The following is a 25,842-nucleotide window of genomic DNA, read 5'->3' as shown; positions in this document are numbered from 1 at the left end:
GCAAGCTATAGGCCTTGGCTACAGCCTCCTCTCCTACTGGCAACCAATAAAGCCCATACATTTTTAGTAATTCTGATTTTAGCTGTGCCCTTGAAAAGCAAAAGCCCCGTTTCTGAATCAGAAACGGGGCTTTTTGTAGAGAGCGAGGGATTCGAACCCCCGGAGGTTTAACCCTCAACGGTTTTCAAGACCGCCGCAATCGACCACTCTGCCAGCTCTCTAGATCGGCTTGTCATTCGGAAGCAAGATACACAGAATCCAGCGGAAACCGGCTATCGGTACTGTAGAGAGGGGGGGATTCGAACCCCCGATACCCTTGCAGGTATAACGGATTTCGAATCCGTCGCATTCGACCACTCTGCCACCTCTCTAGAAGGTATAATCAGTCGTTTTGGGACGACAAAAGTAGCAGCGCCTCGCCCTCGTCACAACTTTTACTGATATATTTTTCTGAATTCAGGCGCTTTCTGTGCTTGCTCTCAGCTTTGCCAACTGATAATCAGGCGCTAACCGATTTCACTTCTTTGCGCCGTAGCCGGTCGAGCAGGCGCAGGCCCCCACTCTCATTGCGCAGGCGGCCGGTTACTACATCGATGCTGACATTCACTTCGAAGCCCACAATCAGGGTCATACACACGAAATCAAGCCACACCATAAAGCCCACCAGCGCCCCGATAGAGCCGTAAAAGGTATTGTAAGAGTCGAAGATCTTGACGTAAAGAATGAACAGAAATGACACTAAGAAGATGAGCAGCGTGGCCACCACCGCCCCGGCCGAGAAGAAAGGCCATTTGTCGTGCACTGGGGGCACGTAGTAGTACACCAAGCAAGTAGTGAGCAGAAATAGGCTAACCACCGAGCCGTATTTGATAATCGTAATCAGCTCCCCAGTATATTTTTCAGGCACTATTTCCTGAAATACCAGCGCATCAATGATGTAGGTCCCGAAGAAGATACCCGCTACGGATACCAGTAGCACCGCCGACAGCACCACTGTTAGTAGGGTGGCAATGACCCGCTTGCGCACGTAAGTCCGCTTCTTGAACGAGGGATACTTTTTCTCGAAAGCATCAAGCAGTGCCATCAGGCCGTTGCTGCTGAGCACCAGCGCCGTGGCAAAACCGAATGAGAGCAGGCCCCCATGCGGAATGTTTACAATGTCTTCGATAGTACCCGACAGCACTTTGTACATCTCCGCCGGAATGAAATCGGCCAGGAACTGGAGGATATCAACATTCAGATTAGGGATGGGCAAATATGGGATGAGCGTGAACAGAAAAATAATGGTAGGAAAGAGTGCCACCGTCACGTTGAAGGCCATGTAGCCTGCCCGCTTTTCCACGCTGTCGAGCTTCAACTCCTGCAGCATCCGGTCCACCACGTCGTACACAGAGGCCTTACCATCGGCGAAGCGTAAGCGCTTCAACCACACGATAAATCGGCGGTAGCTACGCCGACGGCGCAAGTCCGGCAGATGGTAACGGCGAGTGGGTAAGGCCATGCGAGTAATTGAGTGACTAAGTAAACGAGCAACTTATGAATTAGTCACTCGGCTACTCTTTTTTGAGAAACGCAGCCGGAGCCGGGGCATCCGAGGAGGATTTGGGTGGAGTAAGCGGGCCAGCCGTTTCGTCGTCGGTAAAGTACGGGGCCAGTTTGGCTTGGATATGGGCCGGCACGGGTACGGGCCGCCCGGTGGCCATGCTCACGAACACCATCAACGTGTGGCCTTCGGTTAGCAGTTCCTGCGCTTCGTTGTAGATTTCGTACTCGAACAAGACCCGGGTGCCTTCGGCGGGCTGCTTAAGCAGCAACCGTACCGTCAGCAGGTCGTCGTAGCGGGCCGGGCGCCGGAAGCGGGTACGGATTTCGCCCACGGGCATGCCAACGCCTTCCGCTTCCAAATCTTTGTAGCTGATGCCAAGTTGCCGGAACGCCTCAGTACGGCACACCTCAAAGTAGGCCGCGTAGTTGCCGTGGTAGACGTAGCCCATCTGGTCGGTTTCGGCGTAGCGGACCCGGATACTGGTGTCGGAAGAGTACATAGTTTTATTGATCAAATTCAGGCGTTACTTGATAAAGCTCTAACAGATTCAGTAGATAATGGCCATATATTTCCACTGAGGATAAATCAATTATTACCACTAGAAACACGTCTGCATTATTGGTTGAAACAAGGACGTGCAGAAATCTTCTTTCTGGGTGCTGATATACGTGCTGAACTAAGCCATCATCAGCAAGAGCATAACCTGCCAAATCATCAATTGATATTGCATCGACATACGGCCAAATATCTACTACAGGCTCTGCCGTAGTTGTCACATCTAGCATTGGAGCCTGGAAAGTCTCTTGGTACTGTTCGTGACTTAGCTTGTTCGTCTCTACTATCACAAGCCAAACACTTACTTCATAATGCCGGCGCGGCTGAGGGCGGCTTGGTAGCGACGGGCGTTTACTAAGTGCTCCTGCTCGTTACGGGCAAAGGCGTGGTAGCCGCTGAAATCCTCCTTCGCGCAGAAGTACAGGTAATCGTGGCTTTCGGGGTTCAGCACGGCGTCGATGCTGGCAATGCTGGGCAGGTTGATGGGGCCGGGCGGCAGGCCGGCATATTTGTACGTGTTGTAGGGCGAGTCTTTGGTGAGGTGCACGTTGAGTACCCGCTTGATGCCGAAGTCACCGTTAGCGTACACCACCGTCGGGTCGGCCTGGAGCTTCATGTTGCGTTTGAGGCGGTTGAGGTACACACCGGCCACGCGCGGCCGCTCATCGGCGTGCTGCTGCTGCTCGGCTTCCACAATACTGGCCAGCGTACTGACTTCGGCGCGGGTGAGGCCCAGCTTTTCGCGCTTGGCGTCGCGCGCCGGTGTCCAGAACTTCTCGTATTCCTTTTTCATGCGCTGCATGAGGTTTTCGGCCGAGGTGTTCCAGTAGAGCTCGTAGGTGTTCGGAATGAACATGGTGAGCACTGAAGTAGTGTCGAAGCCCAGGCTGCGGGTGTAGCTAGGGCTGCGCAACAACGAATCGAGGGTGCGGGGCTTCACGTCTACCTGCGCAGCCAGACGGTCCACTAGGTCTTGGCGCAAGCGCACAGTATTGAAAGTAAGTTGCAACGGCGACTGGGAGCCGCTTTTCAGGATATTGATGAGCTGGCGGTTAGTGAGGCCATCCTTCAACTCGTAGTTGCCGGGCTTCACCGCGCCCGGCTTGTTGTAGTTCATCATGCGCCCGACGAAGTGCAACGACATCTTATCAATAACTGCCCCACTAGTATCCACACGGTTCAGGGCCGTTTTCCAGTCGGCTCCGCGCGGAATCAGCACGTAGGTACGCTTGCCCTTGGTTTCGATATTCGGGGTGAAGAATATCTGGTAGAAGTAATACGAGAATGTGATGAGCAGCAGGCCGATGATGCCCACGGTGTAGGAGAAACGGTTGCGACGACGAGTGGCCTTGGCTTTGTAGTCGATGCGGGGTTTGGCCATGTTGAGAGAAAACAAAAAGCGGAAAAGTGCGTAGCCTCTATCGTTTGGGCTGCGGGCTGATTTCAAAGTAGCTTTGACGGTTCAAAAGTACATGTTCTGTCTCTTAACCTTTTGCTTTCGACTTATGCGTCACACCTACTCTTCTCTTTTAAGCTTACGCAAGCTATTCACCCTTTCTCTAGGCCTAGGTCTTAGCTCGGCTGCTCTTGCCCAAACTCCTATTAGCATCAGCAGTGCTACAGCAGTATACACTCAGAACTTCGACGCTATTGGCGCTACGGGCGTTACATATCCAGCGGGTTGGACAGGATTGCGTCTTGCAGGCTCGGGTGTGGCAAATGAAACGTTGCCACCAGCTGTTACCGATGGCAGTGCCAATGCAGGAGGGGTGTACAACGTTGGAACAACAGGTGCAACTGACCGTGCCTTTGGCACTCTTGGTTCTACTAGCACCGAGCCAGCCATAGGAGCAGTATTCACCAATGGTACGGGTGCTGCTATAACGCGTGTAAATATTGCCGCCCGCGCCGAACAGTGGCGCTCAAGCAGTAACAACACCGTAAATGAGGTAGTTGCCTTTGAATACAGCCTTAATGCTACCAGCCTAAGCACTGGCACTTGGACTGCTGTTACAGCACTAGACTTAAATGAACGTGCTACTGCCACTACAACGGCAGCAGCTATTGACGGTAATTTAGCAGCTAATAATGCTGCTATCAGTGGCAGCATCACCTTAAACTGGCCTGCTAACACTACCATGTGGATTCGTTGGAAGGATGTTGACAATACCGGCTCCGATGCGCTACTTGCCGTTGACAACTTTGCTATTTCCACTGGTACTACGCCATTGGCTACCCGCAATGCGGCTGCTAACAGCGCTATTAGCGTGTTCCCAAATCCGGCCAACGACGTAGTGAGCATCCGTATCAACGGCAAAGCTACCAACGCGCCCATCACCGTTTCCGACCTGACGGGCCGTAAGGTATTGAGCGGTACAGCTGCTGCCGATGGCACGTTCAGCCTGCGCAGCCTGCCCGCGGGCAGCTATGTGGTTTCCGTTCAGGACGGTGCTGCAAGTGCTACTTATAAAGTGGTGAAACAGTAGCCTACTGCTGATTTTAAAGGAAAGCCTCTGCCTTCGGGTGGAGGCTTTTTTTGTGGCTGGATTTTCGATGAATGAAAACCTAACAGGAATTTTACACGAAAACTGTAAGCAGAAGTCTGCTACATCGGCTACCTTGCTCCGCTCCGACCCCTGGGTCGTTTGTTTCACTTAGCTACTCCCCTGTTTCCCTATGCCCGCTACGCTGCTCCGCATTCACCCCGATAACCCACCGCAGAACCGCATTCAGCAAGTTGTAGACGTGTTGCGCAAAGGCGGCATCATCATCTACCCTACCGATACCGTGTATGGTATTGGGTGTGATATTCACAATGCCAAGGCTGTTGAGAAACTCTGCCGCATCAAAGGCCTAAACCCCGATAAAGCCAACCTCAGCTTTATCTGCTCCGACCTCTCGCACATTTCCGATTACGCCCACGGCATCACCACGCCAACTTATAAAGTAATTAAGAAGGCACTGCCAGGTCCGTTCACATTCATCTTCGAGGCCAGCGCTAAAGCTCCCCGCCAAGGTGGCCGCCAGCGCAAAACCGTAGGTATCCGGGTGCCCGACAGCACTATTATCATTCAGCTGGTAAAGGAATTAGGCAACCCTATTATTAGCACCTCGGTGCGGGAGGATGAAAACACACTAGAAGAGTACGTAACTGACCCCGACCTGATTTTCGAGAAGTACCGCCTGCTCGTGGACCTAGTAATTGACGGCGGTTTTGGTGGCAACGTGCCCAGCACCATCATCGACTGCACCAACGACGACTTCGAGCTAATCCGCCAGGGTGCTGGCGACATCGAGCAGTATTTGTAAAAGAAGTTAGGTGCCACTAGAAGCTAGGCGTTAGAAGTTGATTACTAGAACAATAGACTTTCTATTGTTCTAGTAATCAACTTCTAACGCCTAGCTTCTCTTTTATGCTTCCAGCGGCGGTGGCTCCAAAGGTAGTCGGCGGGGAAGGCGCGGATATCGGCCTCTAAGTGACGCACGAAGGCCTCGGTGATGGGAAAGCTGTCGGTGGGTAAGGGCGAATTGCCATCGTAGAGGTCGGCCAGCACAATTTCGTAGCGGCCCTGGTGCAGGCGATGAATGCCCACGTACACCACTGGGCAATTGAAACGGCTAGCGAGCCGCTCGGCGCTAGTGTAAAAACCAGCATCTTGGTTCATGAAGGTGGTCCAGTAGGGCCGGTCTTCGGGGCCGGCGGCTTGGTCGGAGAGCAGACTTACCACCCGCGTTTCGCCCCGACGCTGAACTAAATCCCGCAGTGTGTCGCGCATTGGAATCAGGCCGGCGCCGGTACCGGTGCGCAATTGCCGCATGAAGCTCTCGAAAAACGGATTCATCAGCGGCTTGTACACCCCATCTACGTGCGCCGACAGCCAGAGCGCTCCTGAGGTCAGCACCCACTCCCAGTTGCCCGCGTGCGACGATAAGCCCAGCACCGTGCGCCCCTGCGCAAAATGCCGCTCCAATACCTCCGGGTTGCGGAAAGTTACGCGCCGCTTCAGTTCCTCGTTGGATATAGCACCCAGCTTTAGGGTTTCCACTAGCACCTGCGCAAAGTTGCGGTAGAACTGTTTCTGGAGTTGCTGTATTTCCGCTTCCGGCTTCTCGGGGAAAGAATTACGCAGGTTGGTGAGAATCACATTTTGGCGGTAGCGCACCACGTAAGCCAGCAGGAAGTAGATAAAATCGGCTAAGCCATAGAGCATGGTTAGCGGCAGATGCGCTAGGCCACGCAACAACCCGCCAAGCACATGGTAGTACCAGAGGTACGATTTGGAAGTGGGTTTACTCATCGGGCGGGGCCTGCGCCAGCCGGGGCATAATCGGTGGTCATGCGGTGCACGGTGGCGGTTTGGGTGGTCAGTGCTTGTTTGGGCGTGCGCACTTCTATTGTTAGCGTGTAGTCGCCGGCGGGCACTTTGCTTAAATCAAGCTCATTAGTAATAGGCGTTGGCCGGCCAGCCATGCCCCGCGTGGTAGCAGCTTGGGTTAGCGCATCGGTTTTACTACCCGCTTTGCGCAGCCGGTACCGCACTTGCAGTTCCTGCTCTGGGGCAGCATTGTAGAGTTCGGTGTACAGCCAGAGCTTATCGGCGCCGCGGGCGTAGGTGCCGCCGGGGGCCCGCGTCAAACTGAAACCGCCGCGGCTGAAATTACTGGCCTCGGCTCCTTTGGCAGCTGGTTTGGCTAAAAGCACCACGTCGCTGAGCGTAGGTTTCCCGTCGGCAGATGCCAGCAACAGGGGCATTTCCACTAGGGCCTGCTGGCTACCACGATACTGGTCGCGCACTAGGCCCCTAATACGGTAGCTACCATCAGGCAGTACCAGCCGTTTCTGAAAGCTGAGCGGATTTTTGATGGCGGCCGTCGTGTCGCTGAGCACGGGCGGTTTGAGCGTGATATTCTCCTGATAAGCCGCTTGGCCATCGGGCCGGATAATTTCCAGCGTCAGCACGGCCGCTGCCTGGTACATTTTGGAGGCGCGGCGCATATACGTCAGCCATTGGCCGGGCACGGTAGCGTAGATTTCCACTACGCTGCCTTTCACGCTGGTATCTAGGTTGCGGAAGCGGGCTACATCCAGCAACAGTTGCGGCTGTGCTGCCAGCACCGGACCAGCAAGTGGTAATATTAGCAGTAGAAATAAAAGGTATACCGTGCGCATCGTGTCAGTTTGGCCGGTAAAGGTAAGGCGACTTTCAAAAGAATGTGGTTTCATGACGGTAGCCATAATTTTATGTATATCATTAGCCCAACTTACTTACCACCCCCATACGTTCGAAAAGCGGCTGAATGGTAGCTCCACTTATGCCGTCTTATGGTGTCGCTGCCTGCGCCATCTTTCCATTTACCAATTGCTTTTTAGTCTTGCTTGCTGCTAATGCCTCGTATTCTTTTTGAAACTCAGTACCACCCTCCCACTTCGTTTTTCGCTGAAATTATCGGGGCTGATGCCTTGCAACTGGAAACACAGGAGCACTACCGCAAGCAAACCTACCGCAACCGTTGCCTGATTCTGACCGCGCAGGGTGTAAAGCCGCTTACCGTGCCGGTAGTGGACGGCAACCGTAGCGAGAAAGTGAAAACCGCTGAAATTGAAATCGACTACCGGCAGAACTGGGTGCATCAACATTGGCGCACCATTCAAACCGCCTACGGCGGCACACCGTATTTTGAGTACTACGCCGACTATTTGCACGATATCTACGTACAGAAACATCAGCGCCTTTTCGACTTGAATCTGGCTTTCTTACGCTTCTATTTGCGTTGCTTGCGGTTGCGGATTCCTGTGGAATTCACTACTGAGTATTTTCCACCATCCAGCATTACTTCACTTGAAAATCTTTCCTCACCCTCCGTTATTGATAAGCGTGATTCCCTGACACCAAAGGCATTGGTAGCTACCGAACCTGACAGGAAGTCGGTACTACCTTACCTCCAAACCTTTGGTAAAGATTTTGCACCGGGGCTCAGCATCCTCGACCTGCTATTCATGCAGGGCCCGGCTGCCGGCAATTTTCTCGTGTAGTACACCTGCCGCCCGAACCATCGCCCGTTACTATCTGTTTTCAGATTACATACGGCCCAACCCGCCGGAAAACGCGCTGACTGCGCTTGCGGGGTTCCGTTTTTCTTCATTACCTTATCTGCATGGAAGCTAAATTCTCAAATCGAGTCAAGGAGGTCATCTCCCTGAGCCGGGAGGAGGCCATCCGGCTCGGGCACGATTATATCGGTACCGAACACTTATTGTTGGGCATGATTCGCGAAGGGGAAGGCACGGCTATTGGTTTGCTCAAGAAATTGGGTGTATCCGTAGACGAGCTGAAATACGCCCTCGAGCAAGCCACTCGCAATACGGCCACGCAGGGTACGAGCATTACTGGCTCTATCCCGCTGACGAAACAAACCGAGAAAGTCCTCAAGATTACTTACCTCGAAGCCAAAATCTTCAAGAGCGAAATCATCGGCACCGAGCATTTGCTGCTGTCGATTCTGCGCGATGAAGACAACATTTCGTCTCAAATCCTCAGCAAATTCAACGTGAACTACGAATCTGTGCGCGATTCGCTGGATTACCACGGTAACACGGCGAACAACCCAACCAACGGCCCCGAGGCCGATGACGACGACAACGACCGCCTCTTTGGTGGTGGTGCAGGCCGCGGCGGTGCCGGTGCTGGCGCTACTCCCAAGAAAGGCACTGAGAAGTCGCGTACTCCTGTACTCGACAACTTCGGCCGTGACCTCACCAAGCTAGCTGAAGACGACAAGCTCGACCCGATTGTAGGTCGTGAAAAAGAAATTGAGCGGGTAGCCCAGATTCTGAGCCGCCGCAAAAAGAACAACCCGATTCTGATTGGTGAGCCCGGTGTTGGTAAAACAGCAATTGCTGAAGGCCTTGCCCTGCGCATCATCCAGAAGAAAGTATCGCGCGTGCTGTTCGGCAAGCGAGTTGTTACGTTGGATTTGGCTTCGCTGGTAGCTGGCACCAAGTACCGTGGCCAGTTTGAGGAGCGCATGAAGGCCGTGATGAACGAGCTGGAAAAGTCGCCCGACGTGATTCTGTTCATTGACGAATTGCACACGATTGTAGGCGCTGGTGGAGCTTCAGGCTCGCTGGACGCTTCCAACATGTTCAAGCCGGCTTTGGCCCGCGGCGAAATTCAATGCATCGGTGCTACTACGCTCGACGAGTACCGTCAGTACATCGAGAAAGATGGCGCTTTGGCTCGTCGTTTCCAGATGGTAATGGTAGATCCTACCACGCCCGAGGAAACCATCGAAATCCTGCACAACATCAAAGACAAGTATCAGGACCACCACCATGTGGTGTACACCGATAAGGCGATTGAGTCGTGCGTGAAGTTGTCGGACCGCTATATGTCTGACCGTTTCTTGCCAGACAAAGCCATCGACATCTTGGACGAAGCTGGTGCTCGTGTGCACATCAACAACATCGTGGTTCCGGAAGATATCTTGAAGCTCGAAGAGAGCATCGAGAATATCAAAACCGAGAAGAACCGCGTGGTGAAATCTCAGAAGTACGAGGAAGCTGCCAAGCTCCGCGACAATGAGAAGAAGCTATTGGAGCAACTCGACCAAGCCAAGAAGGATTGGGAAGAGGAAACCAAGAAGAAGCGCTATACCGTCAAGGAAGAAAACGTAGCCGAGGTTATTGCCATGATGACCGGTATTCCGGTTAGCCGTGTCGCGCAGAACGAAAGCGCTAAGCTTTTGAACATGGGCGAAGAGCTGCAAGGCAAGGTTATTGGCCAAGACAAGGCTATCAAGCAGTTGGTAAAAGCCATCCAGCGCACCCGCGTGGGCTTGAAAGACCCCAAGAAGCCAATCGGTTCGTTCGTGTTCCTCGGCCCAACTGGTGTTGGTAAGACAGAACTGGCGAAGGTGCTAGCCACTTACCTCTTCGACAAAGAAGATTCGCTGGTGCGGATCGACATGTCGGAGTACATGGAGAAATTCAGCATCTCGCGCTTGGTGGGCGCACCTCCCGGCTACGTGGGTTACGAAGAAGGCGGCCAGTTGACGGAGAAAATTCGCCGCAAGCCGTACTCGGTTATCCTGCTCGACGAAATCGAGAAGGCGCACCCCGACGTGTACAACTTGCTGTTGCAGGTGCTCGACGATGGTATCCTGACTGACGGTCTTGGCCGCAAGGTGGACTTTCGCAACACCATCATCATCATGACCTCCAACATCGGTGCCCGCGATTTGCAGGACTTCGGTGCAGGCATCGGCTTCGGTACGAAGGCCCGGAACGAGAACATGGATGAGTTGACGAAAGGCACCATCACCAACGCCTTGCGCAAAACCTTCTCGCCAGAGTTCCTCAACCGTTTGGACGATGTGATTGTCTTCAACTCGCTCGAGAAGAAGGACATACACAAGATCATCGACATTTCGTTGTCGAAGCTGTTGGGTCGGATTCAGCAACTTGGCTATCGTGTCGAGTTGACCGAAGCTGCTAAGGACTTCGTAGCTGAGAAAGGCTACGATCCGAAGTTTGGCGCTCGTCCGCTGAACCGGGCTATCCAGAAGTACATCGAAGACCCGATTGCTGAGGAAATCCTGAAAGCAGAAATTGCTCAGGGCGACGTTATCACTGCCGACTTCACAGAAGGCGCTGAAGAACTCGTCTTCAAAGTGAGCAAGAGCGGCGAGGCACAGAACCTCGCCAGCGACGAGCGGCCAGCTGAAAAGCCTGAGCCAAGCGACGACGCTGACGCTAAGAAGTAAGCAAATAGCGTGACTATAGAAACGGTCGGTTCCTGTGAAGGAGCCGGCCGTTTCTGTTTGTAGCCAGTACAGTTTAAACTTGGCTTTCAACTACTGTTGATACATAGTGTGTCCCGAAACCAAATAGCTGCACCACAATTCTGATGCGGCTTTTCTTTACCCTTACGTTACCTTTGAATCTCTCACCTAATTACCCAACCTGACTCCCCACTCCATGTCCGATCCGCAGGCAAAACCCCACTCAAGCAAACTGGAAATTCTCGAACGCAAAAACCAGGAAGCCCTGCTAGGCGGTGGTCAGGCCCGTATTGAGGCCCAACACAAGAAAGGAAAGCTCACAGCACGGGAGCGGGTGGACTTGCTGCTCGACGAAGGTTCGTTCGAAGAAATCGGCAAGTTCGTCATGCACCGCTCCAAGGATTTCGGTCTGGATAAGGAGTACTATCTCGGCGACGGGGTAATAACGGGCTATGGCACAGTAAATGGCCGGCTGGTATATGTCTTCTCGCAGGATTTCACGGTCTTTGGTGGCTCACTGAGCGAGACGCACGCCGAGAAAATCGTGAAGATTATGGACTTGGCCATGAAAAACGGCGCGCCCGTTATCGGCCTCAACGACTCAGGCGGCGCCCGTATTCAGGAAGGTGTAGTAAGCCTCGGGGGCTACGCCGACATCTTCTATAAGAACACACTAGCTTCAGGCGTGGTACCGCAGTTGTCGGCCATTATGGGGCCATGCGCGGGTGGCGCGGTGTATTCGCCAGCCATCACCGACTTCATTCTGATGGTAGAGGACACGAGCTACATGTTCGTGACTGGGCCCAACGTAGTGAAGACCGTAACGCATGAAAACGTAACGAGTGAAGAACTTGGCGGCGCCAGCACCCACTCCACCAAGAGCGGCGTCACGCATTTTTCGTGCGCCAATGAGGTGGCCTGCATCAACCACCTCAAGCAGCTGCTGAGCTACATGCCTCAGAACTGCGAGGAAACCGCCCCAGCCGTTCCTTACGAAGCTGGCAACGAAGCCCGTCCGGCACTGGACAACATTATTCCCGAAAACCCCAACCAGCCATACGACATTCGGGAGGTAATCGAGGGCCTCATCGACACCAATACGTTCCTAGAGGTTCACCAGAATTTCGCGGAGAATATTGTAGTCGGCTTTGCCCGGCTGGGCGGCCGTAGCATTGGCATAGTGGGCAACCAGCCGGCCGTGCTGGCGGGCGTACTCGACATCAATGCTAGCACCAAAGCAGCGCGGTTCGTACGGTTCTGCGACTCGTTTAATATTCCGCTGCTGGTGCTGGAAGATGTACCCGGCTTCTTGCCTGGCACCGACCAGGAGTGGCGCGGCATTATCACCAACGGCGCCAAGCTGCTCTACGCTTTCTGCGAAGCCACCGTGCCGCGCATTACCGTTATCACCCGCAAAGCCTATGGTGGCGCTTACGATGTAATGAACAGCAAGCACATTGGCGCCGACCTGAACTATGCTTGGCCCACAGCCGAAATTGCAGTAATGGGTGCCAAAGGAGCCGCCGAAATTATCTTCAAGCGCGAAATTGCTGCTGCCGAAAACCCGGAAGCCAAACTCCAGGAGAAGGTAGACGAGTACCAGCAAAAGTTTGCTACTCCTTATCGGGCCGCGCATCGGGGTTTCGTAGATGAAGTAATTCTGCCTTCCCAGACCCGACAGAAGCTCATCCGGGCTTTCAAAATGCTGGAAAACAAAGTAGCTACGTTGCCACGTAAGAAGCACGGCAACATTCCGTTATAAGTTGTACGCCACATGAACTGGGAAACTATCGGCAACGTTCTGTTCGGCTTGGGTCTATTGGCCTTGTTGATAGGTTTGTTGCTGCGGTTTCGGGTAGGGCGGTGGTTGCTGGCGGCGTTGTGGCTGGTGCTTACGCTTGGCTCCTTGCTGACCGGTGACTGGCACTCGCTCAGCGACAACCCAAACGTTGATACGACTCCTCAGAAAGCCAGCCGCTATTTGCTAATAGGCGGTGGCGGTGGCGTTATACTCGGGCTGATACTCCGTGCATTGACCAGCAAATCGATTTAATTACTTTTTTTCTCGCGTATGCGTCCAGAATCATTCGATTTCCTACAGAAATACCTCAATAATCCATCCCCTACCGGCTTCGAAAAAGAGGGCCAAAAGATTTGGCTGGATTACATCAAGCCCTACATCGACGAGTACTTTGTAGATACTTACGGTACGGTAGTAGGCGTCATTAACCCGGAGGCTAAGTACAAGGTGGTGATTGAAGCCCATGCCGACGAAATCAGCTATTTCGTCAACTTCATCACTGAATCGGGCTTCCTGTACCTGCGCCGCAACGGTGGCTCCGACCCGCTGGTAGCGCCTAGCAAACGAGTGAACATTCACACGGCGAAGGGCATTGTGAAGGCTGTCTTCGGTTGGCCGGCCATCCACGTGCGCAAGGTAGAGCAAGATAAGGCTCCTACTATTGAAACAGTGTTCTTGGACTGTGGTGCATCCAGCAAAGAGGAAGTGGAGCAGATGGGCATTCACGTGGGCTCAGTCGTCACGTTTGAGGACGAGTTTATGGTCCTCAACGACAAGTTCTACGTGGGTCGGGCCTTGGACAACCGCGTGGGTGGCTTCATGATTGCCGAAGTGGCCCGCATGCTGAAAGAGAACGGCAACAAGTTGCCCTTCGGCCTCTACATTGTGAATGCTGTACAGGAGGAAATCGGCTTGCGTGGTGCCGAAATGGTGGCTCACCGCATTCAGCCTGACGTGGCTATCATCACCGACGTAACCCACGATACCCAGTCGCCGATGTATGAGAAGAAAACGGCTGGTGATTTGTTCTGCGGTAAAGGCCCAGTAATAACCTACGGGCCAGCGGTACAAAATAACCTGCGTGACTTAATCATCAGTACGGCCCAAGAAGCGGAAATTCCGTTCCAACGGGCCGCTGCCACCCGCGCTACCGGCACCGACACTGATGCATTTGCTTATTCCGGCGCTGGTGTGGCTTCAGCCCTGATTTCGTTGCCGCTCAAGTACATGCACACCACCGTTGAAACCGTGCACAAAGACGATGTGGAGGCCGTAACCAAACTCATCTACGAAACGCTGTTGCGCATTGAGGATGGTCACGATTTCCGGTATTTCAAATAAGCCCCAATTCCAATTGTTCTAATGAATGAGGCCTTCTGCTAGCCGCTGGTAAAACTGGCGGCAGAGCGGAAGGCCTTTTCATTGCAACTGTCAGCCTTCGTTCTATGAACCTCCCTCCCATTTTTCCACCGCTAACCGTAACCGACCAAATGGGGCGGCGAGTGGCCGTACCGTTTCCGCCGCAGCGAATTGTGTCGTTGGTACCCTCCCAAACCGAGTTGCTTTACGATTTAGGTATCGGCAACCGCGTGGTTGGGGTCACGAAATTCTGCATTCATCCGCCAGTCGCCCGGCAACAGGGAACAGTTATCGGAGGTACCAAGAACTTTGATTTCGAGAAAATTGCTGCTTGTCGCCCCGACTTAATTATTGGCAACAAGGAGGAGAACTACCAAGCAGGTATTGAGCAGCTAGCCGCCAAATATCCGGTTTGGCTGAGTGATATCTATACACTTCCGGATGCGCTAGACATGATGAATCGAGTAGCGTTGATTACCGGCCGTAAGCACATGGCTGAGGCGTTGGCAGCCGAAATAGCACAATCCTTCGGAAGTCTGCCTACTCCTCCCGAACCGATTTCGGCGGCGTACTTCATCTGGCGCAAACCCTATATGGTGGCCGCCGCCGGCACATTCATAGATGATTTATTGCGCCGCGGCGGTTTCCGCAACGTGTTCAAAGAACTTAGCCGCTATCCTGAGGTAACAACCGAACAGCTCACAGCCGCAGCCCCGCAGCAGATTCTACTCTCTTCCGAGCCGTATCCGTTCGGCGAGAAACACATAGCTGAATTTCAAGCTATCTGCCCAACTGCCGAAGTGCGCATTGTGGATGGCGAGTTGTTTAGCTGGTACGGTAGCCGGTTGCGGCACTCGGCTGCATATTTGCGCAGCTTACAGCCATAAGAACACTGCGTCATCTGCGCAAACTTTCGCGCCCTCTGCGAGCTAAAAAACCCAGAACAACTACAGCGTTACACCACGCCGAACCCCGCCTTTTCCAGTTCCAACCAAAATTGCGGATACGATTTGCGCACTACCTGCGGCGAGTCAACGGTAATAGGGCCACGTAGTGCTAAGGGCGCGAAAGCCATAGCCATGCGGTGGTCGTGGTAGGTGGCTACGATTTGGCCGCCTACGTGGAAGCTTTCCGTGGACACCCGGAAGTGACCGGCCTCTTCTTCGGTGAGAAAGGCGCCAAAGTTGGCTAGCTCGGTTTGCAACGCAAAAATCCGGTCGGTTTCCTTGATGCGCAAGCTTTCTAGGCCTGTCATTACCACGGGCACATCCAGGGCGGCGGCTACTACAGCTATGGTTTGGGCTAGATCGGGGCAGTCGGTGAAATCTTGGGTGAAGCCACCGGTGGGCGTGGTTTGGGTGAGGCGGACCCCATCAGTTAGAAACTCGGTGTGTACACCCAGCTTGGCCATGATATCGACAATGGCTTGGTCGCCTTGCCAGGAATATCGCCGTAAACCGGGCAGCGTGAGGTGCGAGCCGGCCGGGGCCAAGGCTACCATAGCGTACCAGTAGCTAGCCGCCGACCAGTCCGATTCAATGGTATAATCGGCGGGTTGGTAGCGGCTGGGGCGTGCCTCCAAGGCGGTACCCAGGTCGCGACAGTCGCCGTGGAAATGCTGCATCAGCGCCATCGTCATGCGGATATATGGCCGGGAGCCCACCTTACCAGTCAGCCAGAGACGTAGGCCATTGGGCAGCATAGGCCCAATCATCAGCAGGGCCGAAATGTACTGGCTGCTGATATCGCCGCGCACCTTTAGCTCAATCAGCTCGGTGCTATCAGCTACGGAATCCTTTCCCTGCTCTATCCCCTGCCAGCCGCGCAGGCGCAACGGCGGATAGCCTTCTTCTTTCTCATACCCAATATCGGCTCCCAATTCCCGCAGAGCATCAACCAAAATACCAATCGGCCGCTCCTGGGCTCGCGCGGTACCTGTAAGCAGCGCCTCGCGGTTAGTGATAGCCAGATAAGCCGTCAAAAAGCGCATGACGGTACCAGCATCTTCGGCGTCAACTTCCGTGGCGGTTGGGTCAGCCAGCAAGCGCTGCATCAGTTGGGTGTCGTTGGCGTCGGAGAGGTTGTCGAGGTGGCCGCCACCTGCCAAGGCTTGCAGGATGAGGGCGCGGTTGCTTTCGCTTTTCGAGGCGGGCAAGTGGGCCGTGCCCCGCAAAGGGTTGCCGGACCAGCTGAGTTGGACGGAAGAGTTGATGATGGTACGCATGAAACTTGCGAAGCCAGGCTTCGGCGTGAAACAAAAAATAAGTAAGCCGCCAGCACGTGCAACGCCTCTGACAGCTTGGCTATAGTTAAAGTCGGTTGTAATAACGCAATGAATCCATTATTTCCGCTACTGTTACTGGTTGGTTGTACACTCCGTGGCCGATGCCTTCGAGCAAAGTACAGTTGATAATGGAACCAGCGTTTTTCTTGTCTTGCCGCGCATACTCGGCAATGGCCTGCACTTCTAACGACACGAACTGCACTTTCTCATACACCGAGAAAAGGAAGGTTTCAATCTGGTCGAGTTCAGTTTCGCTTAGCAAGCCGTGCTGCACGCTCAACCAAGCCTCACACACCATACCTGCCGCAACCGCCTCACCATGCAGAATCTCGCGGCCAGGCTGGGCCAGCAGGAAGCTTTCCAGCGCGTGGCCCACTGTGTGCCCATAGTTAAGCAGCTTGCGCGGGCCGGCTTCCAGCGGATCTTGGGCTACAATTTCCTGCTTCAGAGCCACCGAATGACGAATGGTATCGGTCCAGTCTTCGATAAACACGCTATTGATGCGTTGCTCCCGGAAAGCGTCGGCATCGGTAATCAGGCTGTGCTTAACTACTTCGGCATAGCCCGATTTTAGCTGGCGCGGGTCGAGGGTAGCCAGGAAACGTGGGTCGATGAACACTCCGCCGGGTTCCTGAAATACGCCTAAATGATTTTTGAAACCTTGAAAATCGACGCCGGTTTTGCCGCCTACGCTAGCATCTACTTGTGCTAGCAGGGTGGTAGGCACCTGCATGAACCGGATACCGCGCTTGTAGAGGGCCGCACAAAAGCCCCCTAAATCAGTGATTACTCCGCCACCTAGGTTTACCAACACTGCAAATCGGTCGGCTTGCCGCTCGGTTAGTTTGCTCCATACCACCTCACAAGTAGCTAGAGTTTTGGCTTCTTCGCCAGCCGGAATTTCTAGTACAGTATGGTTCGTGGGCAGGTGTTGCTGCAAGAGCGGGTAGCACAGACGACCAGTGTTTTCGTCCGTCAGCACAAAAACTTCACTTACGGCCGGCTGACGCAGCATTTCTGCTAACTCTGGCAAGGCATTTGCTCCAATCGACAAGATATTGTTCAATGCAAACTGGTTTAAAGAAAATTTAACAGATAAATTTCTCGTTTCGGTGTAAAAATAGCTTGCTTTGATGCAACTATTTTGGCTTAACAATAATCATGTATTTGTAACAGACTTTACTTCCTATTTATTGATGTTATCCTTACTCCACCGTTACACATTACCTGCACTATTAGCTGCTGTAAGCTTATTTGCTAGTGCCTGCAACCGCGACTCAGTGCCTACTATGGAGCAGCAATTGGTAGGCCGCTGGGAATGGCAGCAAACATCCGGCAGCACCAATTCTGTACTTACACCGGCCTCTACAGGTCACCAACTAACGGTTGTTTTCGACCGCCGGGGCCGAGCACGCTTTTATCAGGATGGCAACTTGCTAAGTGCAGCGGCCTTCACCGTGCGGCACAAACGTGGTGGCTTCCGGCGTCCGGGGCGGTACATTATCCAATATCGGGGCTATGAAGGCACTCAATATTACTCCGTAACGGGCAATATCCTGTATCTGGAGGAAACGCGAGGTAAAGCCATCCGGCATAGTTACGTGCGCCTCCCTTCCGAAACCGAACTTACAACCCTAAATCAACCACCAAAGTAGTCTTTGTGGCCTCATTCAGGGAAAGCCTCCGTTCAGTATGGGAAAAGCGTTTCGCTTTACGCGTCCTCCTTATTGAACGGGGGCTTTTTTTGCTTATTACTCAGGGCGTTGCATGATTTCGGTTTGCCGCCGGATGCTCTCAATATGAATCAGCTTGTATAGCTCAGCAATGAACTTCTCATTCACTTGCAGCTTGCGGGCCCATGCCTGCCGCGACTCAAAAATCTCATTCCAGCGGTCCATTTGCAGAATTTTGACGTCGTTTTCCTTTTTATACTCGGCCAACTCCCCTACTAGCGCCATGCGGCGGGCCAAGCCTTCCATTATTTCCCGGTCGGCTTCGTCCATCTTGTTACGCAATTCCTCGGCTTTATTCAGATACTCGGCGTTGTTGGAAGACCGGTAGCGGAAATGTAGTTCGCTAATGATTTCCCCTAAGCGGGCGGGCGTTACTTGCTGAGCCGCGTCGCTGAGGGCATTGTCTGGGTCAGGATGGGTTTCAATCATCAGGCCGTCGTAGTCGAGGTCGAGGGCTTTTTGGGCGATGGGCAGCAGCAGGTCGCGGCGGCCTCCGATGTGGCTGGGGTCACAGATGAGCGGCAGCTTCGGAAAGCGGCTTTTCAGCTCGATAGGCAAAATCCAGGTGGGCGCGTTGCGGTAGCGCGAGGGCGCAAATGTGCTGAACCCGCGGTGAATAGCCGCCAGATCGGTAATGCCAGCGCGTTCCAGCCGCTCCAGAGCCCCAGCCCACAAGGCTACATCGGGGTTTACAGGATTCTTCACCATCACTGGTATGCCAGTACCCGCCAGCGCATCAGCTAGTTCCTGGATAGCAAATGGGTTGACGGTGGTACGCGCACCAATCCACAACACATCGATACCGTGCGCCAGCGCCTCCTCCACGTGGCGCGGGGTAGCTACTTCCACCGTGGTTGGAATACCGGTTTCCGCTTTTACGCGCTGCAACCACGGCAAGGCCACCGAGCCCATTCCCTCGAAACCACCCGGCTTGGTTCGTGGCTTCCAGATACCGGCCCGAAACAGATCTACCCTACCCAACGCCTTCAAGCCGTGAGCAGTAGCCAATACCTGTTCTTCGGTTTCGGCCGAGCACGGCCCGGCAATCAGTAGTGGGCTGCCTTTAGCAAGTAAGCGGCTGGAAAAGAAATTTTCGGGAGTGGCAGATGCAGACATAACGAAAGCGAAAAACCGAGCAACTGAAGCTACCCAGCCAGTGAATGAAAGCAGGAGAAACTATGTTCGGAAGAAGAGCACAAAGGGCGTAACCTGATCTATCAGAATCTTGTTTAAAAGCTACCTTTGTTCCCTAGTTTCCTCCGCCAAAGCTACACCCTATGCCCATAACCCAAGCCCCGCCCGTTTCATTTGACAATACCGCCGTAGCCTTCGCCTCGAAGTCGGATGCGGAGCTGCGCAAAATGTACGCGCTATTTGCTTCCATGAACAACAATACGCTGGTGAAAACCGGCGGCGGGCTAATGAAAACCGCGCTGAAGTGGGGCATACCGGGCAGCAAGTTTTTAATTAAGCACTCTATATTCAACCAATTCTGTGGGGGTGAAACTATTAAGGAGTGTATTCCCGTCATTGCCGAGCTAGGCCGCTACGGCATCGGTACCATCCTCGACTACTCGGTGGAGGGCGAAGGCAGCGATAAAAGCTTCGACCATACCCGCGACGAAATCCTGGCAACAATTGACTTGGCGCATCGGTCCACCCACATTCCGTTTTCGGTATTCAAGGTAACCGGGCTGGCCGATAGTGCCTTGCTGGAGAAAGTGCAGGCCGGTAAGCCGCTTACCCCGGCTGAGCAAGCTAGCTACGACCGGGCCCACGCCCGCATGGACGCCATTTGCCAACGCGCCCACCAATATGGGGTACGCGTGTTTGTAGATGCTGAAGAAAGCTGGTTTCAGCATACCATCGACAATCTGGCTTACGAGATGATGCGCAAGTACAACCGCGAGTCGGCCATTGTCTGGAACACTTACCAGCTCTACCGCCACGACCGGCTCGATGCCATCAAAGTAGCGCACGATGATGCTAAACAGGGTGGTTATTACTTAGGAGGCAAACTGGTGCGCGGAGCCTACATGGAGAAAGAGGCCCGAGTGGCTGGCCAGCGTGGCTACCAAAACCCCATTAACCCCAGCAAGCAGGCCACCGACGACTTGTATAATGAGTCGTTGCGTTACTGCGTGCAGCACATCAATCGAATCAGCATCTGTGCCGGTACACACAACGAAGCTAGTTCCAAGTTTCTAACTGAACTGATGCAAGAATTTGATGTACAGCCCGGCGACCCGCGTATCTGGTTTGCGCAGCTCTATGGCATGAGCGACAACCTTAGCTATAACCTAGCGCACGCCGGTTACAATACCGCCAAATATGTACCCTACGGCCCCGTAGATGCAGTTATGCCCTACCTGCTACGCCGCGCCGATGAGAATACCGCCATTGCCGGCCAGAGCAGCCGCGAATTTTTATTGATTCAAAAAGAAATAAGGCGCCGCCAGGGCCGTTAAGTGGGTTTCACTGATCGGCACGGTTTTGGGTAACCGCCGCCCGTTGCTTCGGTATTTTGCCGAGACAACGGGCTTTTTTTGTACTTTTCACACCCAACTCCCATTCTCACTGCCCATGTACGGCCGAATTCGCAGCCATTTAATTCGCTTTGCCCGCCATCAGGTAGGTACTATCAGCTATCTGAACTTAGTGCAAGAAGCTGAACTAGGCCTCAACCTCGACATCTCTCACGAGAAGGCCCGCTTGAACGAACTATTAGCCGAAATTTCGGAACAAGAATACCAAGCCGGCCGACCCATCATCAGCAGTTTGGTGAAAGTAGAGGGATCTAAAGGCCAAGGTGACAACTTCTATAAGTTGTGCGAACGGCTAGGAATGGGCGAATGGCGCACCCTCAAGCAGCAAGAGGACTTCCTAAAAAATCTGCGCCGCGAATGCCGGGCTTTCTGGCAAGACCAAGCAAACTTCGAGCGTTTTGGTTAGGCAGAATTACAGATGATTGATTAAGCCAAGGTTTTTGAAAGGCCCTAATTTTATGTGTAACCTCTACAAAGGGGCCGCGTTTAGGTACTTATCAAACCAGTCTGGTCTCCCTACTCTTCGGGCTGGTTCTTTCCTTTCCCACCTTTCATTTAACCTCTCTCTGTATTATGAGCACTAACGATTCGAATAACCCGATGAATACTGGTACCGGTTCAGGCTCCAACTACGGCACCGGCAACGCTGGCACTGGTTTCGGTAGCGGCACAAGCTCTAACAGCAACTCTACTTCGGGCGGCAACCTAGGCAACTCCAGCACGGGTGATTCTAGCCTCAGCTCAGCCGATAACGATGCAGCACACCATGACTACAGCGCAACTCAAAAAGGTGCAGCTGTAGCCGGTGGTGTAGGCGCTACGGTAGGCGCTGGTATTGATGCCGTACAAAACGCTGCAGGTGATGCAGCTCGTACCGTAACTGGCAACGATACCACTTATGGTTCTGCCAACAAAGGTGGTATGATGACCGGTATGTTCCGTGACCGTGACAGCGCAGAGCGTGCTTACCAGTCATTGTCCTCGCGTGGCTACACCAAAGACGACGTGAACTTGCTGATGTCGGACGACACCCGCAAAACCCACTTCGGCGACAACACGGCTGACACCGACCTAGGCGATAAAGCCATGGAAGGCGCTGGTGTAGGTTCAGCTATTGGTGGCACTGCTGGTGCTGTAATTGGCGCCATTGCTGCCATTGGTACTTCGGTAGCACTGCCTGGCTTGGGTCTGATTATTGCTGGCCCAATTGCTGCCGCCTTGGCTGGCGCTGGTGCCGGTGGCCTGACGGGTGGCCTAGTAGGCGCCTTGGTAGGCTCGGGTATTCCTGAAGAGCACGCTAAAGAATACGAATCCGACATCCAGAACGGTGGCATTGTAATGGGTGTAAAACCCCGTAATGACGAAGATGCTACCTACTTCGAGGACGAGTTCCGTCGCAACAACGGTGACAAAGTACGTCGCTACTAGTTGACAGTAAGTATTTTGTAAAAAGGCCTCTCCTATTGTAGGAGAGGCCTTTTTTTGTAGAGCTAGAATATATAAATTACTGCTTCTGCCAAATGCCATTATCCCACTCTTTGGCGCGCTTTTAGCTACCCTCTAAAGCAACCGCCTACACAGCTGTTGCGTCGTATAAACCGCGCTGTTTTCTGGAATAGCCTTGTATTTTGGGCACTTATTCCCTGGACTTAGGCGTTTTCATCTCGAACTAGGGTGGCAACTATGTCGTAAAGTAAAGGACGGCATTTGCTTACAATTGATTTTCCTTCATTTCACTCGATTCTTCATGTCTTTCCCCCGAATTAAAATCGGCTTATATGCCGCGGTGGTGCTGGCAGTTTTCGTGCTGGCTTCCTACAAGCTCTACCGCCGTGGCGACGCCAGGCCGCCTCAGAAAGACGCCGTTCTTATTCAGGCCATGCTTTCGGGCCTAACCACGGCTCATTATCAACCCGAAAAGATAGACGACACTTTCTCTAAGCGAGTGTTCGACTTGTATTTGAAGCGGGTTGACTCCAACAAAAAGTTCTTGCTGGCTTCGGATGTAGCTCAGTTGCGCACCAAGTACCAAAACGACGTCGACGATGAAGTGAAGCGTGGTACCCATGAGTTCATGGACCAAACAAATGCCGTTATCGATCAGCGCGTGAAAGACGTGCAAGCGTTATACCGCGACATCCTGACTAAACCGTTTGATTTTACCACTGAGGAAACTTTCGAAACCGAGCCCGATAAGGCCAGTTTTGCCGCCGATAAGGCTGCTCAGCGCGAAGAGTGGCGCAAGTTTTTGAAGTACCAAACAATGGTACGGATTTCGGAAATGATGGACACTCAGGCTAAGAAGAAGGACAAGCCATTGGCTGCTACTTCTGTTACGCCTTCTTCCGCCACCACTTCTGAACCTATTCGTACTCCCGCTGAAATGGAAGCTGAAGCCCGCAAACGGGTTCTGAAGTATTTCGAAGACCAGTTCAACGACCTGCTGCAGAATGATGCTAATGACCGGCTAGCCATGTACGCCAACGTTATTGCAAATACCTATGATCCCCACACTGAGTACTTCGCTCCGCGCGATAAGGAAAGCTTCGACGTAGCCATGACTGGCCGCTTCGAAGGTATTGGGGCCTCGCTGCAAGAGAAAGATGGCTCAATCAAAATTACCGATATCATTCCGGGCAGTGCTTCGTACCGACAAGGCGAGCTGAAAGCCGGCGATGTTATTCTGCGTGTAGCACAAGGTGCCGATGAGCCCGTATCGGTGGAAGGCATGCGCCTTGATAAAGCCGTGTCGATGATTAAGGGTAAGAAAGGTTCAGAAGTACGCCTGACGGTTAAAAAGCCCGACAACAGCACAAAAATCGTATCTATCATCCGTGATGTGGTAATCATCAAGGATACGTACGCGCAGTCGGCTACCATCAACGAGGCTGGCAAGAAGATTGGATATATCAAGCTACCAACTTTCTATGCTGATTTCAACGACAACGGCGGCCGTAGCTCGGCTGATGATGTGAAGAAAGAACTAGAGAAGCTGAAGCAGGAAAATGTGCAGGGCGTGGTACTTGATCTGCGCTTTAATGGTGGCGGCTCGCTGCAGGACGCTGTGGAAATGGCAGGCCTATTTATCGACAGCGGCCCAGTAGTGCAGGTAAAAGGCCCGCAGGGTGCCCCTACTGTTCTCAACGACCGTGACCCCCGCGTACAATACAGCGGCCCACTAGTGGTGTTGGTAAATAAATACAGTGCTTCGGCGTCTGAAATTCTGGCTGCCGCTATTCAAGACTACAAGCGCGGTGTGATTATGGGTGCCGCTAGCACTTATGGCAAAGGCACTGTACAGCGCATCTTTGATTTGGATGATGCTCTACCAGCTGAGTTCAACAGCATCAAACCATTTGGCTCGCTGAAGCTGACCACGCAGAAGTTCTACCGTATCAATGGTGGCTCTACACAGTTCAAAGGGGTAGTGCCTGACATTATCCTGCCCGATGCGTACAGCTACCTCGACCAAGGTGAGAAGGAGTCGGACTACCCACTGAAGTGGGACGAAATTACGCCAGCTCGTTACCGCCCTTGGGCGCAGGCTCCGGCTACCGACAAATTGCGTACGGCCAGCCAAGTCCGCGTAGCAGCCAGCCCAAGCTTCCGCCTCGTAAACGAATTGGCTCAGCGCATGCGCAAGCGTAAGGACGAAACGAAAGTATCGTTGAAACTAACGGCGTTCCGTGCCGAGCAGCAAACCAATAAGGTAGAATCGGATAAGTACGAAGCTGCACAAAAAGCTGCTCAGCCCTTGGCTATTGCTCCGCTCTCATCTGACTTGCGCGTGTTGGGTACCGACACAGTAGAAATCAATCGTGCTTCGCGCTTCACTAAGAACTTAAATAAGGACATCACGCTTCGTGAGGCCGTATCGGTTGTGAAGGACCAGATGTAACCCTAAATCCAGTAGCAAGAGGTAAACTCTCCGTTCTGAAAAAAGCCCCGATAGCAGTAGCTAACGGGGCTTTTTTGCGGCTTATTATATAACTAACATGGCGCCTACTTATCGTTAGTAAACAGACCCTAAATTTTTCTTCTACAAAACCTATAATACTTGATACAATCATCTGATTTACAGCGCTATAATTGACACTATATTTACCCAATATTTTTAGCAAATAAGAACTAATACTTTTACCTTCATGTTAAACTAGCATGACGACGAACATGGAAACTCCTATCATCCCGCTCGTGACGGACGAGCAGCAGAAGCTAGCTGACGAGACCTGGCGCAAGTCTATTCCGGCGCAGGTTTTCCTCAACTATTTCTTCGCCATTAACTACCACATTCAAGAAGCTGATGACGCTACTGGCGGCTTACAGCATCTTCCTTTCTTCCGGGCCCATCAAGCAGAGCTAACCGACACTGACCTAACGGCCGTAACCAAGCTGCTGCATTCCTGCTGGAGCACCGAGTATGCCTTGCGTTCCACAGCCGAGTTGGGCGACGAGGACTACCTGCGCAATGCGCTGCATTGGACGTTCCCACAGGCGTATCATACCATCATGGCAGGCTTGCAAGCCTTCTTGTATACGGCTGGTGTACGTGGTAACAACCCGTCGTTGGTACGGCGCGAGGTCGGTCGGTTGGTAGTGCGCAATGCATACCCACGGCCAGTATCGTTCTACGCTGCTGGTGCCTACGGCGATTTTAGTATTCACCGTCTGCCGCTGGCTGGCTACAAGGCCGGGCTCAACATCGCCAGCAAGGAGATTGATGCTCAGGCCCAGATTGGACAGTTCTTGCGCACTACGCGCAAGCTCAAAGCCACCGCTACTCGTCAGCAGATTCAGGCCAACCCTAACACGGCTATCCGCAGCCAAAAAACTGGCAAGGTGCTGGATAAGTGGACGGCCGCACACTGGCAGCAGATTACGTGGCGCCTGGGATACACCACCATTTTCGACTTGCTGGGACGTTTGCGCATTTCGCAGACTAGCCGCGAGATAGAGCGGTTCATTGAAGCCGAAATTGACTTCAAGCTGTTTCACCAGTCGTTGCTCAACATTGTGAGCTACCTCAACGGCCTTCATGAAACTTACGTGGCCAAGGCTATTGGGCTGGAGCGCTATCAGCAATTGGTAGATGAGTTGCCGAAGCACCTGCGCCACGGCTTTGTAGAGGAGCGCCTGCGTACGCGTGTGCAGCCTACCATCACTGGCGAAACTCCCGCTCCGCAGATGGGTATTGCCGCCTAATATCCTCCCTAGCTCAACATATCTTACTCCATATA

General features: G+C 53.1%; 23 protein-coding genes and 2 tRNA genes. 14 read left to right on the top strand and 11 right to left on the bottom strand.

From position 1 onward, the window contains the following. Positions 1 to 136: 136 nt before the first annotated feature. The 6 genes from G536_RS0108415 to mltG form a co-directional block, all read right to left on the bottom strand. Positions 137 to 221 (bottom strand) — tRNA-Ser (locus tag G536_RS0108415). 63 nt (positions 222 to 284) lie between these two features. After that, positions 285 to 371 (bottom strand) — tRNA-Ser (locus tag G536_RS0108410). Positions 372 to 499: 128 nt separating this feature from the next. After that, entirely contained in the window at positions 500 to 1,501 is a 1,002-nt protein-coding gene (locus G536_RS0108405) for a YihY/virulence factor BrkB family protein (RefSeq protein ID WP_022823150.1), read from the bottom strand. A gap of 52 nt (positions 1,502 to 1,553) precedes the next feature. Beyond that, complete coding sequence (locus tag G536_RS0108400) at positions 1,554 to 2,045, bottom strand: acyl-CoA thioesterase (protein ID WP_022823149.1); 492 nt, start codon at positions 2,043 to 2,045, stop codon at positions 1,554 to 1,556. Between the two features lie 4 nt (positions 2,046 to 2,049). Continuing rightward, the gene (locus G536_RS26925; RefSeq protein WP_169515064.1) at positions 2,050 to 2,322 is read right to left on the bottom strand and encodes a hypothetical protein; all 273 of its coding nucleotides are present in this window, start codon (positions 2,320 to 2,322) and stop codon (positions 2,050 to 2,052) included. An 80-nt stretch (positions 2,323 to 2,402) separates the two neighbouring features. Then, the gene (mltG, locus tag G536_RS0108390) at positions 2,403 to 3,482 is read right to left on the bottom strand and encodes an endolytic transglycosylase MltG (RefSeq protein ID WP_022823147.1); all 1,080 of its coding nucleotides are present in this window, start codon (positions 3,480 to 3,482) and stop codon (positions 2,403 to 2,405) included. A 124-nt stretch (positions 3,483 to 3,606) separates the two neighbouring features. On the opposite strand from mltG, the gene G536_RS0108385 reads away from it, so the two are divergent. Both G536_RS0108385 and G536_RS0108380 read left to right on the top strand, forming a co-directional pair. After that, complete coding sequence (locus G536_RS0108385; RefSeq protein ID WP_169515063.1) at positions 3,607 to 4,587, top strand: T9SS type A sorting domain-containing protein; 981 nt, start codon at positions 3,607 to 3,609, stop codon at positions 4,585 to 4,587. A 190-nt stretch (positions 4,588 to 4,777) separates the two neighbouring features. Further along, positions 4,778 to 5,410 carry an L-threonylcarbamoyladenylate synthase gene (locus G536_RS0108380; RefSeq protein ID WP_022823145.1) on the top strand — a complete coding sequence of 211 codons (633 nt, stop codon included), beginning with the start codon at positions 4,778 to 4,780 and terminating at the stop codon, positions 5,408 to 5,410. 83 nt (positions 5,411 to 5,493) lie between these two features. On the opposite strand, the gene G536_RS0108375 is transcribed toward G536_RS0108380, so the two are convergent. Both G536_RS0108375 and G536_RS0108370 read right to left on the bottom strand, forming a co-directional pair. Continuing rightward, positions 5,494 to 6,399 (bottom strand): lysophospholipid acyltransferase family protein, encoded by a 906-nt coding sequence (locus tag G536_RS0108375; RefSeq protein WP_022823144.1) that lies wholly within the window; start codon positions 6,397 to 6,399, stop codon positions 5,494 to 5,496. After that, the gene (locus tag G536_RS0108370) at positions 6,396 to 7,325 is read right to left on the bottom strand and encodes a hypothetical protein (protein ID WP_157530497.1); all 930 of its coding nucleotides are present in this window, start codon (positions 7,323 to 7,325) and stop codon (positions 6,396 to 6,398) included. The genes G536_RS0108375 and G536_RS0108370 overlap by 4 nt, the downstream gene beginning before the upstream one ends. A gap of 162 nt (positions 7,326 to 7,487) precedes the next feature. On the opposite strand from G536_RS0108370, the gene G536_RS0108365 reads away from it, so the two are divergent. The 6 genes from G536_RS0108365 (at position 7,488) to G536_RS0108340 (ending at position 14,929) form a co-directional block, all read left to right on the top strand. Next, positions 7,488 to 8,135 (top strand): WbqC family protein, encoded by a 648-nt coding sequence (locus tag G536_RS0108365; RefSeq protein WP_022823142.1) that lies wholly within the window; start codon positions 7,488 to 7,490, stop codon positions 8,133 to 8,135. Positions 8,136 to 8,257: 122 nt separating this feature from the next. Continuing rightward, entirely contained in the window at positions 8,258 to 10,864 is a 2,607-nt protein-coding gene (locus tag G536_RS0108360; RefSeq protein WP_022823141.1) for an ATP-dependent Clp protease ATP-binding subunit, read from the top strand. 214 nt (positions 10,865 to 11,078) lie between these two features. Then, positions 11,079 to 12,644 (top strand): acyl-CoA carboxylase subunit beta, encoded by a 1,566-nt coding sequence (locus tag G536_RS0108355; RefSeq protein ID WP_022823140.1) that lies wholly within the window; start codon positions 11,079 to 11,081, stop codon positions 12,642 to 12,644. A 12-nt stretch (positions 12,645 to 12,656) separates the two neighbouring features. Continuing rightward, positions 12,657 to 12,935 (top strand): hypothetical protein, encoded by a 279-nt coding sequence (locus G536_RS0108350; protein WP_022823139.1) that lies wholly within the window; start codon positions 12,657 to 12,659, stop codon positions 12,933 to 12,935. An 18-nt stretch (positions 12,936 to 12,953) separates the two neighbouring features. Continuing rightward, complete coding sequence (locus G536_RS0108345; protein WP_022823138.1) at positions 12,954 to 14,024, top strand: M42 family metallopeptidase; 1,071 nt, start codon at positions 12,954 to 12,956, stop codon at positions 14,022 to 14,024. Positions 14,025 to 14,128: 104 nt separating this feature from the next. Beyond that, positions 14,129 to 14,929, top strand: a complete 801-nt coding sequence (locus tag G536_RS0108340) for a helical backbone metal receptor (protein ID WP_022823137.1) — start codon at positions 14,129 to 14,131, stop codon at positions 14,927 to 14,929. A 68-nt stretch (positions 14,930 to 14,997) separates the two neighbouring features. Here the strand turns inward: G536_RS0108340 and G536_RS0108335 are convergent, their stop codons facing one another. Together G536_RS0108335 and aroB are read right to left on the bottom strand one after the other, a co-directional pair. Next, the gene (locus G536_RS0108335; RefSeq protein ID WP_022823136.1) at positions 14,998 to 16,266 is read right to left on the bottom strand and encodes a 3-phosphoshikimate 1-carboxyvinyltransferase; all 1,269 of its coding nucleotides are present in this window, start codon (positions 16,264 to 16,266) and stop codon (positions 14,998 to 15,000) included. Between the two features lie 85 nt (positions 16,267 to 16,351). Next, a complete protein-coding gene (aroB, locus tag G536_RS0108330; protein ID WP_281170605.1) occupies positions 16,352 to 17,380 on the bottom strand; it encodes a 3-dehydroquinate synthase in 1,029 nt (342 codons plus the stop codon). Between the two features lie 142 nt (positions 17,381 to 17,522). Between aroB and G536_RS0108325 the strand changes: the two genes are divergently transcribed. Further along, the gene (locus tag G536_RS0108325; RefSeq protein WP_157530495.1) at positions 17,523 to 17,981 is read left to right on the top strand and encodes a hypothetical protein; all 459 of its coding nucleotides are present in this window, start codon (positions 17,523 to 17,525) and stop codon (positions 17,979 to 17,981) included. A gap of 96 nt (positions 17,982 to 18,077) precedes the next feature. On the opposite strand, the gene G536_RS0108320 is transcribed toward G536_RS0108325, so the two are convergent. After that, positions 18,078 to 19,175, bottom strand: a complete 1,098-nt coding sequence (locus G536_RS0108320; RefSeq protein WP_022823133.1) for a chorismate mutase — start codon at positions 19,173 to 19,175, stop codon at positions 18,078 to 18,080. A 161-nt stretch (positions 19,176 to 19,336) separates the two neighbouring features. On the opposite strand from G536_RS0108320, the gene G536_RS0108315 reads away from it, so the two are divergent. The 5 genes from G536_RS0108315 to G536_RS26920 all read left to right on the top strand — a co-directional run bounded on the left by G536_RS0108315 (position 19,337) and on the right by G536_RS26920 (position 25,807). Further along, positions 19,337 to 20,527, top strand: a complete 1,191-nt coding sequence (locus tag G536_RS0108315; protein ID WP_022823132.1) for a proline dehydrogenase family protein — start codon at positions 19,337 to 19,339, stop codon at positions 20,525 to 20,527. A 115-nt stretch (positions 20,528 to 20,642) separates the two neighbouring features. After that, on the top strand, positions 20,643 to 21,011 hold the full coding sequence (locus G536_RS0108310) for a hypothetical protein (protein WP_022823131.1): 369 nt from the start codon (positions 20,643 to 20,645) through the stop codon (positions 21,009 to 21,011). Between the two features lie 167 nt (positions 21,012 to 21,178). Beyond that, positions 21,179 to 22,033 (top strand): hypothetical protein, encoded by an 855-nt coding sequence (locus G536_RS33045; protein WP_022823130.1) that lies wholly within the window; start codon positions 21,179 to 21,181, stop codon positions 22,031 to 22,033. 319 nt (positions 22,034 to 22,352) lie between these two features. Next, positions 22,353 to 24,503 carry a carboxy terminal-processing peptidase gene (locus tag G536_RS0108300; protein WP_022823129.1) on the top strand — a complete coding sequence of 717 codons (2,151 nt, stop codon included), beginning with the start codon at positions 22,353 to 22,355 and terminating at the stop codon, positions 24,501 to 24,503. A gap of 272 nt (positions 24,504 to 24,775) precedes the next feature. Then, the gene (locus G536_RS26920) at positions 24,776 to 25,807 is read left to right on the top strand and encodes a hypothetical protein (protein ID WP_022823128.1); all 1,032 of its coding nucleotides are present in this window, start codon (positions 24,776 to 24,778) and stop codon (positions 25,805 to 25,807) included. Positions 25,808 to 25,842: the final 35 nt, after the last annotated feature.

The organism is Hymenobacter norwichensis DSM 15439 (assembly GCF_000420705.1).
Classification (GTDB): Bacteria; Bacteroidota; Bacteroidia; order Cytophagales; family Hymenobacteraceae; genus Hymenobacter; species Hymenobacter norwichensis.
The sequence above is the reverse complement of the archived record's forward strand: the minus strand, read 5'-3'. Positions and strand labels throughout refer to the sequence as shown.

Coding starts and splice junctions, on each gene's coding strand:
- G536_RS26920 (WP_022823128.1), top strand. CDS start 24,776: ATGGAAACTCCTATCATCCCGCTCGTGACGGACGAGCAGCAGAAGCTA.
- G536_RS0108360 (WP_022823141.1), top strand. CDS start 8,258: ATGGAAGCTAAATTCTCAAATCGAGTCAAGGAGGTCATCTCCCTGAGC.
- G536_RS0108405 (WP_022823150.1), bottom strand. CDS start 1,501: ATGGCCTTACCCACTCGCCGTTACCATCTGCCGGACTTGCGCCGTCGG.
- G536_RS0108335 (WP_022823136.1), bottom strand. CDS start 16,266: ATGCGTACCATCATCAACTCTTCCGTCCAACTCAGCTGGTCCGGCAAC.
- G536_RS0108310 (WP_022823131.1), top strand. CDS start 20,643: ATGTACGGCCGAATTCGCAGCCATTTAATTCGCTTTGCCCGCCATCAG.
- G536_RS0108340 (WP_022823137.1), top strand. CDS start 14,129: ATGAACCTCCCTCCCATTTTTCCACCGCTAACCGTAACCGACCAAATG.
- G536_RS0108350 (WP_022823139.1), top strand. CDS start 12,657: ATGAACTGGGAAACTATCGGCAACGTTCTGTTCGGCTTGGGTCTATTG.
- G536_RS0108320 (WP_022823133.1), bottom strand. CDS start 19,175: ATGTCTGCATCTGCCACTCCCGAAAATTTCTTTTCCAGCCGCTTACTT.
- G536_RS0108315 (WP_022823132.1), top strand. CDS start 19,337: ATGCCCATAACCCAAGCCCCGCCCGTTTCATTTGACAATACCGCCGTA.
- G536_RS0108355 (WP_022823140.1), top strand. CDS start 11,079: ATGTCCGATCCGCAGGCAAAACCCCACTCAAGCAAACTGGAAATTCTC.
- G536_RS0108370 (WP_157530497.1), bottom strand. CDS start 7,325: ATGAAACCACATTCTTTTGAAAGTCGCCTTACCTTTACCGGCCAAACT.
- G536_RS0108380 (WP_022823145.1), top strand. CDS start 4,778: ATGCCCGCTACGCTGCTCCGCATTCACCCCGATAACCCACCGCAGAAC.
- G536_RS0108325 (WP_157530495.1), top strand. CDS start 17,523: ATGTTATCCTTACTCCACCGTTACACATTACCTGCACTATTAGCTGCT.
- G536_RS0108345 (WP_022823138.1), top strand. CDS start 12,954: ATGCGTCCAGAATCATTCGATTTCCTACAGAAATACCTCAATAATCCA.
- G536_RS0108375 (WP_022823144.1), bottom strand. CDS start 6,399: ATGAGTAAACCCACTTCCAAATCGTACCTCTGGTACTACCATGTGCTT.
- G536_RS0108385 (WP_169515063.1), top strand. CDS start 3,607: ATGCGTCACACCTACTCTTCTCTTTTAAGCTTACGCAAGCTATTCACC.
- mltG (WP_022823147.1), bottom strand. CDS start 3,482: ATGGCCAAACCCCGCATCGACTACAAAGCCAAGGCCACTCGTCGTCGC.
- G536_RS0108400 (WP_022823149.1), bottom strand. CDS start 2,045: ATGTACTCTTCCGACACCAGTATCCGGGTCCGCTACGCCGAAACCGAC.
- G536_RS33045 (WP_022823130.1), top strand. CDS start 21,179: ATGAGCACTAACGATTCGAATAACCCGATGAATACTGGTACCGGTTCA.
- G536_RS0108365 (WP_022823142.1), top strand. CDS start 7,488: ATGCCTCGTATTCTTTTTGAAACTCAGTACCACCCTCCCACTTCGTTT.
- G536_RS0108300 (WP_022823129.1), top strand. CDS start 22,353: ATGTCTTTCCCCCGAATTAAAATCGGCTTATATGCCGCGGTGGTGCTG.